Here is a 14,651-nt window from a genome sequence, read left to right as displayed (position 1 = left end):
AAGGACCAGACAATGCCCCTGCTTGTTTTCCTGGCCGCGCTGGCGCTCTTCCTGCCGCTCAGCGGCCACATCCCCATAACAGATCCCGTAGAAGCCAACTACGCCCTCACCGCCAAGGAAATGCTCATGAGCGGCGACTGGCTTTCCCCCAGCATTTACGGACAGTACTGGTTCGACAAGCCGGCCATGATCTACTGGCTTATCGCCGCCAGCTACGCCGTCTTCGGCGTGGGCGAGTTCGCGGCGCGTTTCCCGGCTGCCCTTTTCAGCGCCGCCGGCGTCGGTTTCGCCTGCTGGTTCGCTGTCCGCCTTTACGGCAGTCGCCAGGCCGGCCTTCTTGCCGCCGTCGTCCTGGGCACCTCGCTGGAATTCTGGGTAATCGCCAGGATGGTCATCACCGATGCCGTCCTGTTCTTTTTCACCAGCGTCAGCCTGGCATCGTTCTACCTTGGCCTGAAAGGGGAGGGGAGGGGCTGGTTCATCCCCGCCTACGCCGCCGCCGGCCTGTCCGTCCTGACCAAAGGCCCCGTAGGCCTCGTCATGCCGGCACTCGTCGTCTTCGTCCATCTTATCCTAGCCCGCCGCTGGGAGCTCTTCAAGCGGCTGCGCATCTTCTCCGGCGCGGCGATATTCCTCGTCGTCGCCGCCCCCTGGTACCTCGCGATGTACGTTGCCCACGGCCGCGACTTCGTCGACACCTTCCTCGGCCTCCACAACTATCTTCGCGCCACCGTCTCCGAGCACCCCCAGGACAACGTCTTCTACTACTACCTCATCCTTTTTCCCGTGAGTCTGCTGCCGTGGACGGGCGTCTTCCTCCGCACGCTCTGGACGGGGCGGAAACGGCCGCATTTTGCGTTTCTGGCCGTTTGGATAGGCGTCTTCATCGCCTTCTACACCCTTATGGCCACCAAATACCTGACCTACGTATTTCCCGCCCTTTTCCCCGCCGCCCTCCTGGTGGCGCGAGAACTGGACGAGATGCAGGCCCAGCGGCCGCGGGCCCTGCTGTGGCTCTCCCTGCCAGCCGTCCTGTTGCTGGCGGCTTTCGCCGCCGGCGGGGCGTGGCTGCCGGCGGCCGCCTGGTGGCCGCTTCAACTCACCGCCGTGGCCGGCGCGGCCGCGGTACTGTGGCTGGGTTACCGGGGCGAGGCCTTCTTTCAGCCGCTGGCCGCCGGAGCCGCCGTCGTCGTCGTCAGCCTGTTGATGATTTATCAGGTGCTTATCCCGATGGCTGCGGCCCGCTCGGCCAAAGAAGCCGCCGCCGTCCTGCCCGCCAAGGGAGCCGTCGTAGGAGCCGTCGGCGACTATCACACCTCCGCCGTATTCTACAGCGGCTACGCCATTCCCCGCCTTGTCGAAACCGTCACTCCACCCGCAAGCGTCTGGGCAGGCAAATACACCATGCCAGCAGAAACGACCGCCGCTTTTGCCGCCCGCACCGCCGGTCTGTCGGAGGTCTACCTCCTCGTCGGCAGGGGAGGGGAGGCGATGCCGGGGTACACCAAGATCGCCTCCTTCCCCCGCATAGCCGTATACAAAAAAGAGAGCGGACGTTGATAAGCATCCATCTGCGTCGTTACGACTCATTTGCTTGCTTGCGTACGTCCGAGTACGCGGCGCGGCGCAAGCCTCGTCGTGCCTAGCATCTGGACGCTTCTGAACGTCCGCAGCGCAATCCATAGAGAATTAAAGAGTGCCTTTACGGCACTCTTTTTGTTTCTTCTTAGCTTCCCAGTTCCATCACCTGCGGCCCTGCGCCCCGGGGCGCGGAGGGGTAGGCGAACTGGCAGAAGGCGGGGTTGAAATCGGGCTGGGCCATCTTCTCCAGCAGCAGGCCGGCTACCTGCCCCTCGAAATTGACCAGTTCCTCCTCGGCGAAGACCGCGTCCTCCACCACCACCAGCACGTACGGATCGACAACCGGCGCGTCTTCGGGCACGCTGCCGCGGTCCAGGGGGATGGCGGGAATAAGTCTCAGCGTGGCCACGTATTCGCCGGCGGCGTCCTCCACCAAAGCGCGGTAAGTATTGAACCATAACGTTCGGGCAAGCCTGATGCTCCAACCGGTATTGGAACCCTCCATTTTGCACGTCCTTTCCATCGTCTCGTGATAATACGACCATTATACCATTTTCCCCCGCCCGTCCCCAACTCCGCAGTTTATTATGGTCGGCACGCGGCCATAATACTAGTAAATTGCGGACCGGGCGGGAGGTGAAAGAATGGAACTGATCCGTATCAGCATCTGGCCGATAATAATAGCCTTTATTTTATGTCTGCTGATCAACCCCGTTGTGGCCGGACCGGGTTTTATCGTCTGGCTCGCGGTAATGTACTACGTCCACAAACGCGGCGCCAGCACCCCCGAGCACTGATGCCCGCCTGACGCGCACATTGTTTGCTTCCAGGAACTGTTTCGCATCGAAAACGCGGTCAAGCAGCCAACACCATAAACCCCGTCTGCGCGGGAAGGATTATGTTTTTTTTTGAATGATTCTGTATTGTAGGCCCAAAACGGCGTATTTCCGCGATCTGGCTATCACAGCCCAGCAGGAAAACCTCGTTTCACATCGAAAAACTATTTGTGTTAACCACAAATCTACTGAGGAGGGGAAAAAATGAAAAAGACTCTTGCGATCCTGGTAGTCATCATCATGGTTGCCGGTCTGATCGCCGGCTGCGGCGGCGGTGACGCCAAGAAAGAGCAGGCGAAACCGGCCGCGCAGAAATTCATCAACATCGCCACCGGCGGCACTGCGGGAACCTACTTCCCGTTGGGCGGCGCCATGGCGGAAATCATCAACAAAAACGTTCCCGGCGCCAACGCCAGCGCCCAGAGCACCGGAGCATCGGTGGCCAACGTCAACATGCTCAAGGACGGCAAGGTTGACCTTGCGCTGATCCAGAACGACATCGCCTACTATGCCTCGACCGGCACCGAAATGTTCAAGGACAAGAAGGTCGAGAATTTCAAAGGCATCGCCACCCTTTACCCGGAAACCATCCAGATAGTCGCCCTCGAAAAAAGCGGCATCAAGACGATCGCCGATCTTAAAGGCAAGCGCGTCGCCGTCGGCGCCCGCGGATCGGGAACCGAAGCCAACGCCCGCCAGATCCTCGAACAGTACGGCATCACCTACAACGACATCAAAGTCCAGTACCTGTCCTTCGGTGAAGCCGCCAGCGGCCTGAAAGACGGCAACGTCGACGTCGCCTTCGTAACCGCCGGCTTCCCGACCGCCGCCATCCAGGACATCGCCGTCCAGAACAAAGTCGTTCTCGTTCCCATCGAGGCTGCCAAAGCCGACTCCCTGATCAAGAAGTACCCCTTCTACACCAAGATCAAGATTCCCGCCAACACCTACCAGGGCGCCGCCGAGGCTGACGCCGTGGCCGTCCAGGCTATGCTCGTCGTTGCCGACAAAATGAGCGCCGACAACGTGTACGCCATCACCAAGGCCATCTACAGCAACCTTGATCGCATCAAGGCCGCTCATGCCGTAGGCGCGAAGATCACCAAGGCGACCGCCCAGAACGGCATGTCCGTTAAACTGCACCCCGGCGCTGAAAAATTCTTCAAAGAGAAATAAACCTCTCGTCGGTTCGAGACCAATAGTTAGCGTGCCGGGGATCGGGTCTTTCCGATTCCCGGCTTTTTCTGGCAGACTGGAGTTGTAAAATGTTCGAGCGCATGAAAGGCCGGTTGGCCGGCATCAGAACGACAACCTTGCTGGGCGTCTCCTGCCTGGTGGCGGGCTTGATAGTCGGAGGCCTGTTTCTGGCGACGAGGCTTTGCATGTTCATCGAGACAGACCAGGGAAAAACAGAGACCATCCTCGTCAGCAAGGGAGATACCTTTAGCTTAAAATACACTCACTCCGTACAAAAAACGCCTGTGGCGGAAAACTTCGTCATCGCGGCCGCCGACGAACTTATCCTTGAGTCTACGGTCTACCAGACCTATGGGGTAGGGCTTCCCTTCCTGCCCGGCGAGGGGAAATTCATCCGGCAAGGCAACGACTTCATCATTACCGGCATGAACCGCCGCTTCGACAAAGTCTCCGTCCATGCCGGGCCGATTGCGGGACTTGTGCTCGAAGTGCACAACCGCGTCGTTCCCCTATACGCCTTCCATAAGGGAGGAGCTTTTGTCACCATCAGGGTCAAACCTTACTACTACCGTTGGCTTCGTAACGACTGACTCATTCATTACCCGAAAGGAGGCGGCTCAAGTTGGAGAGAAAAGCCCTTACCGCTGAAGAAGTCCTGGCGAAATACGACCGGGAATCCAACACGCGAGACTTAAAAGGACTGATGGCGAAAGTAGTCATGGCTATCGCCATTTGCTTCTCGCTGTTCCAGTTGTACACTGCGGTTTTCGGGGTGCTGGACGCCGCGCTGCAGCGCGCGATCCATCTTAGTTTCGGCCTGGTCCTCATCTTTCTCCTCTATCCGACCCGGAGCAGCTGGTCCCGAAACAAGGTTCACCCGCTGGACTTCATCCTGGCGATCCTGGGAGGCGCGGCGCCGCTATACATCGTTATCTTCTACGAAGAGCTCGTCGCCCGCGCCGCTATGCCCACCACCCTCGACATCATCGTCGGCGTCACCGGCCTGATTCTCGTCATGGAGGCCGCCAGAAGGGCGGTAGGCTGGCCGATGGTCATTGTCGCTTCAGGCTTCCTCGCCTACGCCTTCGCCGGACCCTACATGCCCAACATCCTGGCTCATAGGGGCGTTGGCGTCGGCGAACTCATCGACCACCTCTTCTATACCACCGAAGGCATCTTCGGCATACCGCTGGGCGTTTCGTCCACCTTCATCTTCCTCTTCATCCTCTTCGGGGCCTACCTTGAAGCCACCGGCCTCGGCAAATTCTTCATCGACATCGCCAACGCCATCGCCGGCTGGGCCAGCGGCGGCCCCGCCAAAGTCGCCGTTCTTTCCAGCGGCCTCATGGGCACCGTCTCGGGCAGCTCGGTGGCCAACGTTGCCGGCACCGGCAGCTTCACCATCCCGATGATGAAGAAACTGGGCTACCGGCCCGAATTCGCCGGCGCCGTCGAAGCGACCGCATCCACCGGCGGCCAGCTCATGCCGCCGGTAATGGGCGCAGCCGCCTTCCTCATGGCCGAATTCATCGGCATTCCCTATGTCCAGGTGGTACTGGCCGCCGCCATCCCGGCGCTCCTTTACTACAGCGGCGTCTGGATCGGCGTACATCTTGAAGCCAAAAAGAACGGTTTGCAGGGCGTCCCCCGCAGTGAACTGCCCAAATTCAAAGAACTGCTCTTCTCACGCGGTCACCTGGCCATCCCGCTCATCGTCATCGTCTACCTTCTCGTCGTCGGCTACACGCCCATGAGAGCCGCCCTGTGGGCCATTGTCCTGGCCATCGGCGCCTCGCTGCTGCGCAAAGCGACCAGGATAAGCGCCAAAGACATCGTCCTCGGCCTCGAAAAGGGCGCCAAAGCCGTCCTCGGCGTACTCATCGCCTGTGCCACCGCCGGCATCATCATCGGCGTCGTCACCAAGACCGGCGTCGGGCTCAAGCTCGCATCCGCGCTGCTCGAACTGGCTGGCGGTAAACTCCTGCCTGCCATGTTCTTCACCATGATAACCTCGCTGCTCCTCGGCATGGGCGTACCCACCACCGCCAACTACGTCATCACCTCCACCATCGCCGCCCCGGCGCTGGTTCAGATGGGAGTCCCCGTGCTGGCGGCCCACATGTTCGCCTTCTACTTCGGCATCATCGCCGACGTCACCCCGCCGGTCGCCCTAGCTGCCTTCGCCGGGGCCGGCATCGCCGGCAGCAACCCGATGCGCACCGGCTTCAACGCTTTCAAGCTGGCCATCGCCGCCTTCGTCGTACCCTACATCTTCGTTCTATCCCCGACCTTGCTGATGATCAACGCCACCGCTGTTACCGTACTGTGGAGCACCTGCACCGCCCTGGTCGGCATGGTCGGCCTGAGCACCGCGATGATCGGTTACATCCTCGCCCCGGTATCCATCCCAATGCGGGTGCTGTTCTTCCTGGGCGGTCTGATGCTCATCCAACCGGGCATCTACACCGATGCCATCGGCGGCGGCGTAATGGCGGCGCTGATATTCTTCCAATATCTCAAGCGGAAGCGACTCGCCGCTCCCCACGCTGAAGCCTGATACCGCTTTCCCTCAAGCGGGGCGGTCGCCGACAAAGTACTTTGTATACAATACCCAGAAAACATACGCCTGCCGCCCGTCGGCACAGCTCGTAGCCTGTAGTATTTCGACATTTGAGGAATTTTCCTGTAGTCTTTGCAGGAAAACCTCGCCAGATGGCGAAAACAAAGGGTAATAAAATTCAATAGCTTGTAAGTCGCAGCATTGTTGCTGACCATAGCCGGGTAGAGATGCCCGGCTATGGGTGTGCTTAAGGCCATGTATCCATAGAACCAATGTTTTTTGTATACATCGCCTGCCATGAAAACAGTCTTCCGCCACCCAGGCGGACAGGCGTCGCGCCGGAATATTCCCCGCCGCCGGCGGCACAGGCTAATGGTACACGAACGGCATCATAACCGGCTACCGGCAAAAATCTCAGGAGGTGTTGACGTGGCACTGGATATCACCCAGAAATATTGCAAAGGTTGCGGCATATGCGTGGCCTTCTGCCCCAAAAAGATTCTGGCCCTCGACGAAAAAGGCAAAATTTACGTTACCGACCCCGACAAGTGCATCGCCTGCGGCCAATGCGAACTGCGCTGCCCGGACTATGCAATCAAAGTCGTAAAACCCGGGAAGGGGGAGAGCAATGGCTAAACCGCAACTCATGCAGGGCAACCAGGCCTGCGCCGTAGGGGCGCTGGCGGCCGGCGTCAAATTCTTCGCCGGCTATCCCATCACGCCCAGTACCGAAGTCGCCGAAATCCTCGCCGAAATGCTACCCAAATTCGGCGGCAAATTCATCCAGATGGAAGACGAAATCGCCAGCATGGGCGCCGTCTGCGGCGCGGCCCTCACCGGCGTCAAAGCCATCACCGCCACCAGCGGCCCCGGCTTCTCCCTCAAGCAGGAGCTCATCGGCTACGCCGCCATGGCGGAAATTCCCTGCGTCATCGTCAACGTTCAACGGCTCGGTCCCAGCACCGGCAAACCGACCTCGCCCGCCCAGGGCGACGTCATGCAGGCCCGCTGGGGCAGCCACGGCGACCGGGGCGTCATCGCCCTCAGCCCCACCTCGGTCCGCGAAACCTTCGACATCACCGTCAAAGCCTTTAACTTCGCCGAAAAATTCCGTACCCCCGTCATCCTGCTTCTCGACGAAGTAATCGGCCACATGCGCGAGACGGTCGAACTGCCCGAATCCGGCGAAGTGGAAGTAATCGACCGCAAGCGGCCCTCCGGACCGCCCGAAGACTACCAGGCCTACAAGCCTGACGCCGACGGCGTCGCGCCGATGGCGGATTTCGGTGAAGGTTACTACTACCACGTCACCGGCCTCGTCCACGACTACAAAGGCATGCCGTCCCAGAACAACGCCCTCACCACCGAACTCATCGACCGCCTGCACACCAAAATCGAGCGGGCCAGAGACGAAATAACCATCTACCATGAAGACTACACCGACGACGCCGACGTCCTCGTCGTCGCCTACGGCGGCACCACCCGCGCGGCCATCGCCGCCGTCAAGGAAGCCCGCGCCCAAGGCGTCAAGGCCGGCCTCCTCACCCTCGTCACCATCTGGCCCTTCCCCGGCGAGATCGTCGCCAAGGCAGCCCAAAAGGCGAAAAAGGTCATCGTCCCCGAACTCAACTACGGCCAGCTCGTCGGCGAAATCGAGCGCTACGTGCCCAGAGAGAAAGTCGTCTCCCTCACCCGCTACGACGGCGAACTCTTCCGGCCGGAAGAAATACTGAACCCCATCATCACGGCAGGAGGTGGCAAATAATGGCCGGCATCGAAAAATATCTCCGCCAGTCGGCGCTGCCGCACATCTGGTGCCCCGGCTGCGGCAACGGCATCCTCCTCGCCGCCATCCTGCGGGCTGTCGACAAACTTGGCCTCGACCAGAAGAAAACCGTCGTCGTCTCGGGCATCGGCTGCTCGTCGCGCGCCTCAGGCTACATGAACTTCAACACTGTCCACACCGCCCACGGCCGCGCCCTCACCTTCGCCACCGGCATCAAGCTCGCCAAGCCCGAGCTTAACGTCATCGTCCTCACCGGCGACGGCGACGCCACCGCCATCGGCGGCAACCACTTCATTCACGCCGCCCGCCGCAACGTCGACATCACCACCGTCATCTTCAACAACAGCATCTACGGCATGACCGGCGGCCAATACTCGCCCCTAACCCCCATGGACGCCAAAGCCACCACCGCCCCCTTCGGCCACATCGAGCGGTCCTTCGACATCGCCGCTCTCGCCATCGCCGCCGGCGCCACCTACGTAGCCCGCGGCACCGCCTTCCATGCCCAGCTCCTCACCGACCTGGTCGTCAAAGGCATCGAAAACAAAGGCTTCTCCGTCATCGACGCCATCACCCAGTGCCCCATCTCCTACGGGCGCAAAAACAAAATGGGCAGCGCCGCAGACATGCTCGCCTGGCAGCGCGACCATGCCGTCATGGCCCAGGCTGTGGCTAAAATGAGCCCCGAAGACCTCCAGGGCAAATTCGTCATCGGCGAACTCTACCGCACCGTCGCGCCCGAATACACCGCCGAATACGACAAACTCATCGCCCGCGTCGAGAAGAAGGGGGGCAAATAAGATGATAACCAGCATCAGCCTCACCGGAACAGGCGGGCAAGGCATCATCCTCGCCGGCATCATCCTCGCCGAAGCGGCCATCATCGAAGGCAAGCAGGCCATCCAGACCCAGTCCTACGGGCCGGAAGCCCGCGGCGGAGCCAGCAAGGCCGAAGTGATAATCTCCGACGAACACATCGACTACCCCAAAATCGTCGCCGCCGACATCCTTCTCGCCATGAGCCAGGAAGCCTGCGCCAAATACGCCGGCATCCTCAAAAAAGGCGGCAAGCTGGTCGTCGACGCCACCAACGTCGACACCATCCCCCAAATCGACGCCGACGTCGTATCGGTAGGCATCACCAAAGCCGCCCGCGACAACCTGAAAAAGGACATGTTCGCCAACATCGTCGCCCTCGGCGTCCTGGTCGGCTCCACCGGCATCGTCGGCCGCCAGGCCCTCGTTGAAGCCGTCCTCGCCCGCGTGCCCAAAGGCACCGAAGAGGTCAACACCAAGGCCCTCGAAATCGGCTTCACCCTCGGCGAAAAGAAATAAAGAGAAGATTGATATGGCCGAAAAGTGCTTCCCATTACGGGAAGCACTTTTCTTTGCCTACTGCCATAGTAAGACCGCCGCCGCAGCGGGTGGTGAACCACAAGCCGCCCTCGCCGGCCACGATAGGCAGCCTTTTTTATTTTTCTCCCTCGCAAGGGTTTTCCTGGCAAAGGGCGAATATGTAGTAGGCCCCAGAGGCACTTTTCACGAAGGGAGATGAAGCATAATGGCAGCGGATGTTATCGCAGAGAACGAAGCCAGCGCCAAGAAGCTCGGCTGGGAGGCGTTCGTCAAGCAGGACGTCCTCAATTTCCTCCTCGGTCACAACCTCCAGGCGATCACCGTCGACGACGGCGCCGGCCGCAAGGCCGTCATCAAGCGGACAAGCAAGGGAGATTACTCGGTCCAGATCACCTCGAACGAAATCCTTTAAGCACCGAACACTATGGCGAGCCTCCGGCGACGGGCGGGTTCGCCTTCTTTTTCACCTGGATAATTGTCACACCGCTGTCATATTTTGCTGCTATCCTGAAAGCAAAGCCGCAGGCGGGCCTGTTTTTCCGCCAATACATGACCGACTGGTCAGTCGTATATATCCCGGACATTCCGGATGACCCCGCGCGGGCGGGCAGCGAGAATAGGAGGGGAGTAACATGCGAAAAACCATCGTCGTACTGGCGGCGCTGTGGCTGCTGGCGGCTCCGGCGGCGGCCGGCCAGAGCGAATCCGTCAGCCCGAACTACAACTTCGCCAAAGCCAAAACCGTGCTGATCATGGAACCAACCTTCGCCTACGGCGGCTTCGACGTCGGCGGCAGAAACAAGTTCGTCGTTTACCCTGTGTCAGCCGAAAAAATCACCGCCATGCTGGGTGACCGCAAACGCAACTTGCCTCATCTGCAATTTGTCACCCTCACCTACGTCACCGCCCGCGTCAAGGCCGACCCCGCTCTCGCCGCCGAGCTGTCGGACGACCCCAAGGCACTCTCCGCTCTGGTAAGGCGGGAGATGCCCAAGTACGCCGACCTTGTGCTCTACTGCGATATCCGCGACTTCGGCTGGTTCTACGAGTGGCAGGAGGCCTATTATACCACCAAAACGGTCATCGATAAGGTCAGATATCACGAACGGTCGTCAGACGGCAAAAGAGTCTCCGGCTGGATGGAAGTGCCCCGCACCGTCGACGTCTATCACCCGGCCCGCCACAAGATTTTCGACTGCGCCGAGGCCAGCTTCGCCTTGCTCGACGCTCGAACCTGGCGGAACGTCTGGCAGTTTACCGACGCCCGCAGCCGCGTCTCCTTTTCCTGGAGCGGCAACTACGACTCCACCGGCCCCGAATCGATGATGGGACGCATCTTCGACGACGCGTTCGAAAAAATACCCTTACGCTTCCGGGAGGCGGACTGAATTCGTTTAATGAATTTCCGGCAGGTTTAAATGAAAGACAGCGAGAATAGGAATAATATCACCGTCCTGCAAAAAAATCCCAAAGGAGTGATATTATGTCCGTCAAAAACGATATGACCGCCGACTTCCTGCGCTCAGCCTACGGGGGAGAATCGATGGCCAGCATGCGCTACCTGATATGGGGCGAGCACGCCGCTAAACAGGGGATGCCCAACATCGCCCGCCTGTTCGCCGCCATCGCCTACGCCGAGCAGGCCCACGCCACCAACCATTTCCGCGAGCTCGGCGACCAGCCCGGCGGCGCGACGGTGACGGCCGGCGCCGTATTCGGCCTGGGCTCGGTGGCGGAAAACCTCCAGGGGGCTATCGACGGCGAACTGCACGAAATCGAGCAGATGTACCCCGTCTATCTGCACACCGCCCAGTTCCAGGAGGAAAAAGGCGCCGAGCGGGCGTTCCGCTACGCCCTGGAGGCGGAAAAAATCCACGCGAAAATGTTCAAGACCGCCCAGGACGCGGCCAAAGGAAACAAGGACATGGCCCTCGGCGACGTCTACATCTGCCCCGTATGCGGCCACACCGGCGAAGGCGACGCGCCCGACTTCTGCCCGGTCTGCGGCGTGAAGAAGAGCCTGTTCAAAATCTTCCCGGCGGAAAAATAACCGCCGGCAGAAAAAACCGGTCTGTCCGACCAAGGGAAAAGCCGCGATTAATCGCGGCTTTTCCAGTCGGTCCCGCGGCCGCACCCCTTGCGCCCGTAGAAAGGCGTGCAGGCGTAGCAGGCGTGGAAGATAGGACAGCTGACATCTGCCAGGACGATAAAGAGGACCAGCCATAGTATCAGCAGCCCGAAGGGCGACGCGCACAGGCCCGGCAGCGACCCGTTCATTCCTGCCACCTCCCCGCAATGGGATAATATAGGCTATGCTGCGGACGGCGATTTGGACCCGCAGCCGCTTCGGCAAAGTACGTCTCGTTTTCTACAAGGCGTTCTTTTGTCGGTCGCGGTCTCGTCACTAGGCGGTCCTTCGATACGCAGGCCGGGCAGGTGACGGCAACGGCCCGATCGTCATCCCGAACATATGAAGACAAGTGAAAAGCGGCTCCCGAAATCGGGGAGCCGCTTTTCCGTTTCCTTAATCCTTGATCTGGTCGGCCAGAATATCGGCCACATGCCTCACCTTGATATCAGGCGCCTGCTTGTCGAGGCCGCCGCCGATCTGCATCATGCAGGCCGGGCAGCCGACAGCCACCACCTGGGCGCCGCTGTCCTTGATGTTCTCGATCTTCTGCTTGAGGATGGGGGCCGACAGTTCCGAATACTTGATACCGAACGCGCCCGCCATGCCGCAGCACTTATCGCAGTCCTTCATCTCCACGACCTCGCACGCCCCGGTGCTTGCCAGCAGCTTGCGCGGCTCCTCGTGGATGTTCAGCACCCGTTTCATGTGGCAGGAATCGTGAAAGGTAACCTTCGTGGCCCCCGGCTTTTTCGTCAGGCGGCCGGCCTGCTCGTACTCGCCGCACACGAACTGCGAGAACTCCCTGACCTTGGCGGCGAACGCCTTGGCCCTCTCCGCCCACTCGGGGTCGTCGGCGAGGATTTCCGGATAGGTCACGTGCAGCGTCTCGGTGCAGCTCGGGCAGGCGGCGATTACATAGTCCACGCCCGCCTTCTCGAACGCCTCGATATTGCGCTTGGCAATCCGCTTAGTCGTCTCCACGTCGCCGAAGCCGACCACCGGCTTGCCGCAGCAGCTCTGCTCCTCGGGGAACACCACGGCGATATTCAGGTCCTGCAGCACCTTGTACACCGATTCGCCTGTCTCGGGATAAACGAAATCCATATTGCAGCCGCTGAAGAACGCCACCTTCTTTGCCGGGGAGGCCAGCTTCTTGGTGATCTTGCGCACCCGGTCCCTGAGCGGCGTGTCGGCGACCGCCGGCAGGCTGCGCCCCTCCGTCATCCCGGCCAGGAAGAGCGGCAGGTGGCGGATGAAGCGGCCGGACTGCACCGGCTTCTGGCCGATGGCCGCCGTCCGCAGCAGGCTGTGGAACAGGCGGCGGTTGGCGATCACATTCTCGAACAGCAGCTTCAGCGAGAACGGCAGGCCGTGATCCTTGACCCCCCTGACCCTCAGCTCCTCGATCAGACCGGGAATGTTGATCCGGCCGGGGCAGACGGTCGTGCACTTGCGGCAGCCGATGCACAGCTCGTTGATCTTCTCGAAATCGCCCATGCTGTTGAAGAACGCCGTCAGGATCGCGCCGATGCCGCCGGCGTAAATATGGCCGTAGACGTGGCCGCCCACCAGCTGGTAGACCGGGCAGACGTTCAGGCACGAAGCGCAGCGGACGCACTGGAAGATCTCCTTGAACTTTTCGTCCTTGGCCGCTTTAAGCCGGCCGTTATCGAACAGGATGATATGCAGCTCCTTATCCTGCTCCACCCATTTGCCGCCCTGCTTGACGAGCGTCGGCGTCGGGCCGCTGATCATACTCACGTAGCTGGTCGCCAGCTGGGCCGTCGCGCTGCGGGGCAGGGAGCGGAGGATGGGGATGGCGTCCTCAACCGTCGGGATAAGCTTCTCGTAGCCGATGATGACCACGTGGACGCGGGGCAGGGTCGTGACCAGACGGGCGTTGCCCTCGTTGGTCACCAGGCCGATGGCGCCGTTTTCGGCGATACCGAAGTTGGCGCCCGAGATGCCCATATCGGCCTGCAGAAACTCCTCGCGCAGCGTCTTGCGGGCCGTCTGCACCATAAAGGGGATATCAGGGGGGATTTCCTCGTTAAGCTCCTTGGAGAAATACTCCGCGCACTGCTGGCGGTTGAGGTGGATGGCCGGCATGACCATGTGCGACGGCGTATGGCCTGCCAGGGCGATGATCCACTCGCCGAGATCGGTCTCCTTCACGTGGATGCCGGCCTCTTCGAGGGTGTGGTTGAGGTGGATTTCCTCCGACGCCATCGACTTCGACTTGACGACCCTTTTTACGCCCTTATCCTTGCACAGGTCGAGCAGATACTTCTTCAGCGCCGGGCCGTCCGCGGCGCGGAACACCTTGGCGCCCCGCCTGGCGGCCTCGGCCTCGAACCGGTCGGCAATCGCCTCGATATCGGCCACCGCGGCGACCTTCATCGCCTTCAACTCGTCGCGCAGCGCCTCGATATCCTCCACATTTTCGTACGCCTTGGCCCGCGACACGGGATATGCCTCGCCAAAGCGGCCCAGCGCGCCGCGCAGCACGTCGTCCTTCAGCTTCTGGCTGATCTCCTTCTTGATATTGCGTTCGTTGACAGCCATTACGCGGCACCTCCCCCGGCGGTCTCATCCACAGCGATTATTATGAACCTGCTGGGGCCGTGAACACCGATGGTGAGAACCCGTTCGATATCGGCCGTGCGGCTGGGGCCGGTGATGAAGGACAGGTAGCCGCGGTCGAACACCTTGGCTACCGCGCCGATCGCGTCCGCCATCGCCGGCACGATGTTGCCGCTCTTCAGGAATACCGCGTGAACGGGCGGAAGAGTGGACACCAGCCGGTTTTCGACCGCCAAGGCATCCTGGAGGACGCTGCCCGTCTCGGCGACGCCGAACTCCACCCCCGACACGCCGAGATCGGCGGTATCGGCGTGGGCGGCAATGTCGTCCGTCGCGGTGTAGACCTCCAGGCCGGCGGCCCTCAGCGCCTCGTACGCGCCGGCGCTTTGGGCGAGCGGGCAGTCGACGGCCACCGCCTTTTTGGCCCCGAGGCTCTTGGCGAGTTCGACGAGCACGGCCTGCGCTTCTGCGGCGGTCGCGACCCGGAAGACCTCCGCGGAAACGTTCTTGGCGCGGGTTTCGAACTCCCCGAACAGGTGCGGGCCGAAAGTGCCGGCCGGGAGAGCCTGTTCCCAGTTCTCACACACCTTTTTCATCATATCACTCCCCTGCATGGTATGG

The 14,651-nt window shown here is 60.9% G+C and carries 16 protein-coding genes; 12 read left to right on the top strand and 4 right to left on the bottom strand.

What is annotated here, in order from left to right; genetic code table 11:
• The first annotated feature begins 12 nt into the window (after positions 1-12).
• Positions 13-1,560 carry a glycosyltransferase family 39 protein gene (locus Q4T40_10970; protein MDT8901767.1) on the top strand — a complete coding sequence of 516 codons (1,548 nt, stop codon included), beginning with the start codon at positions 13-15 and terminating at the stop codon, positions 1,558-1,560.
• Between the two features lie 166 nt (positions 1,561-1,726).
• On the opposite strand, the gene Q4T40_10965 is transcribed toward Q4T40_10970, so the two are convergent.
• Entirely contained in the window at positions 1,727-2,086 is a 360-nt protein-coding gene (locus tag Q4T40_10965) for a hypothetical protein (protein MDT8901766.1), read from the bottom strand.
• Positions 2,087-2,225: 139 nt separating this feature from the next.
• Here Q4T40_10965 and Q4T40_10960 point away from each other — a divergent pair, with 139 nt between their 5' ends.
• The 11 genes from Q4T40_10960 (at position 2,226) to Q4T40_10910 (ending at position 11,366) form a co-directional block, all read left to right on the top strand.
• Complete coding sequence (locus Q4T40_10960) at positions 2,226-2,378, top strand: hypothetical protein (GenBank protein MDT8901765.1); 153 nt, start codon at positions 2,226-2,228, stop codon at positions 2,376-2,378.
• A 243-nt stretch (positions 2,379-2,621) separates the two neighbouring features.
• Positions 2,622-3,593, top strand: a complete 972-nt coding sequence (locus Q4T40_10955; protein ID MDT8901764.1) for a TAXI family TRAP transporter solute-binding subunit — start codon at positions 2,622-2,624, stop codon at positions 3,591-3,593.
• Between the two features lie 89 nt (positions 3,594-3,682).
• Positions 3,683-4,204 (top strand): DUF1850 domain-containing protein, encoded by a 522-nt coding sequence (locus Q4T40_10950; GenBank protein MDT8901763.1) that lies wholly within the window; start codon positions 3,683-3,685, stop codon positions 4,202-4,204.
• A 32-nt stretch (positions 4,205-4,236) separates the two neighbouring features.
• Positions 4,237-6,171, top strand: coding sequence for a TRAP transporter permease (locus Q4T40_10945; GenBank protein MDT8901762.1), 1,935 nt, complete (start codon positions 4,237-4,239; stop codon positions 6,169-6,171).
• 432 nt (positions 6,172-6,603) lie between these two features.
• Positions 6,604-6,810 (top strand): 4Fe-4S binding protein, encoded by a 207-nt coding sequence (locus Q4T40_10940; protein ID MDT8901761.1) that lies wholly within the window; start codon positions 6,604-6,606, stop codon positions 6,808-6,810.
• Positions 6,803-7,939, top strand: a complete 1,137-nt coding sequence (locus Q4T40_10935) for a 2-oxoacid:acceptor oxidoreductase subunit alpha (GenBank protein ID MDT8901760.1) — start codon at positions 6,803-6,805, stop codon at positions 7,937-7,939. Before Q4T40_10940 ends, Q4T40_10935 begins: the two co-directional genes overlap by 8 nt.
• Positions 7,939-8,760, top strand: coding sequence for a thiamine pyrophosphate-dependent enzyme (locus Q4T40_10930; protein ID MDT8901759.1), 822 nt, complete (start codon positions 7,939-7,941; stop codon positions 8,758-8,760). The genes Q4T40_10935 and Q4T40_10930 overlap by 1 nt, the downstream gene beginning before the upstream one ends.
• Positions 8,761-8,764: 4 nt before the next feature.
• A complete protein-coding gene (locus Q4T40_10925) occupies positions 8,765-9,295 on the top strand; it encodes a 2-oxoacid:acceptor oxidoreductase family protein (GenBank protein MDT8901758.1) in 531 nt (176 codons plus the stop codon).
• A gap of 226 nt (positions 9,296-9,521) precedes the next feature.
• Entirely contained in the window at positions 9,522-9,728 is a 207-nt protein-coding gene (locus tag Q4T40_10920; protein MDT8901757.1) for a hypothetical protein, read from the top strand.
• Positions 9,729-9,948: 220 nt separating this feature from the next.
• Positions 9,949-10,704 carry a hypothetical protein gene (locus Q4T40_10915; protein MDT8901756.1) on the top strand — a complete coding sequence of 252 codons (756 nt, stop codon included), beginning with the start codon at positions 9,949-9,951 and terminating at the stop codon, positions 10,702-10,704.
• Positions 10,705-10,799: 95 nt separating this feature from the next.
• Entirely contained in the window at positions 10,800-11,366 is a 567-nt protein-coding gene (locus Q4T40_10910) for a rubrerythrin family protein (GenBank protein ID MDT8901755.1), read from the top strand.
• Between the two features lie 47 nt (positions 11,367-11,413).
• Here the strand turns inward: Q4T40_10910 and Q4T40_10905 are convergent, their stop codons facing one another.
• The 3 genes from Q4T40_10905 to Q4T40_10895 all read right to left on the bottom strand — a co-directional run bounded on the left by Q4T40_10905 (position 11,414) and on the right by Q4T40_10895 (position 14,629).
• Positions 11,414-11,593 carry a hypothetical protein gene (locus Q4T40_10905; GenBank protein MDT8901754.1) on the bottom strand — a complete coding sequence of 60 codons (180 nt, stop codon included), beginning with the start codon at positions 11,591-11,593 and terminating at the stop codon, positions 11,414-11,416.
• 247 nt (positions 11,594-11,840) lie between these two features.
• Positions 11,841-14,012 (bottom strand): LUD domain-containing protein, encoded by a 2,172-nt coding sequence (locus Q4T40_10900; GenBank protein ID MDT8901753.1) that lies wholly within the window; start codon positions 14,010-14,012, stop codon positions 11,841-11,843.
• Positions 14,012-14,629 (bottom strand): lactate utilization protein, encoded by a 618-nt coding sequence (locus Q4T40_10895; protein MDT8901752.1) that lies wholly within the window; start codon positions 14,627-14,629, stop codon positions 14,012-14,014. Before Q4T40_10895 ends, Q4T40_10900 begins: the two co-directional genes overlap by 1 nt.
• Positions 14,630-14,651 lie beyond the last annotated feature (22 nt).

The organism is Selenomonadales bacterium 4137-cl (assembly GCA_032334055.1).
Taxonomy (GTDB): domain Bacteria; phylum Bacillota; class Negativicutes; order Sporomusales; family UBA7701; genus Anaeroselena; species Anaeroselena agilis.
The sequence above is the reverse complement of the archived record's forward strand: the minus strand, read 5'-3'. Positions and strand labels throughout refer to the sequence as shown.

Coding starts and splice junctions, on each gene's coding strand:
- Q4T40_10920 (MDT8901757.1), top strand. CDS start 9,522: ATGGCAGCGGATGTTATCGCAGAGAACGAAGCCAGCGCCAAGAAGCTC.
- Q4T40_10895 (MDT8901752.1), bottom strand. CDS start 14,629: ATGATGAAAAAGGTGTGTGAGAACTGGGAACAGGCTCTCCCGGCCGGC.
- Q4T40_10935 (MDT8901760.1), top strand. CDS start 6,803: ATGGCTAAACCGCAACTCATGCAGGGCAACCAGGCCTGCGCCGTAGGG.
- Q4T40_10930 (MDT8901759.1), top strand. CDS start 7,939: ATGGCCGGCATCGAAAAATATCTCCGCCAGTCGGCGCTGCCGCACATC.
- Q4T40_10955 (MDT8901764.1), top strand. CDS start 2,622: ATGAAAAAGACTCTTGCGATCCTGGTAGTCATCATCATGGTTGCCGGT.
- Q4T40_10965 (MDT8901766.1), bottom strand. CDS start 2,086: ATGGAGGGTTCCAATACCGGTTGGAGCATCAGGCTTGCCCGAACGTTA.
- Q4T40_10900 (MDT8901753.1), bottom strand. CDS start 14,012: ATGGCTGTCAACGAACGCAATATCAAGAAGGAGATCAGCCAGAAGCTG.
- Q4T40_10970 (MDT8901767.1), top strand. CDS start 13: ATGCCCCTGCTTGTTTTCCTGGCCGCGCTGGCGCTCTTCCTGCCGCTC.
- Q4T40_10950 (MDT8901763.1), top strand. CDS start 3,683: ATGTTCGAGCGCATGAAAGGCCGGTTGGCCGGCATCAGAACGACAACC.
- Q4T40_10915 (MDT8901756.1), top strand. CDS start 9,949: ATGCGAAAAACCATCGTCGTACTGGCGGCGCTGTGGCTGCTGGCGGCT.
- Q4T40_10905 (MDT8901754.1), bottom strand. CDS start 11,593: ATGAACGGGTCGCTGCCGGGCCTGTGCGCGTCGCCCTTCGGGCTGCTG.
- Q4T40_10960 (MDT8901765.1), top strand. CDS start 2,226: ATGGAACTGATCCGTATCAGCATCTGGCCGATAATAATAGCCTTTATT.
- Q4T40_10910 (MDT8901755.1), top strand. CDS start 10,800: ATGTCCGTCAAAAACGATATGACCGCCGACTTCCTGCGCTCAGCCTAC.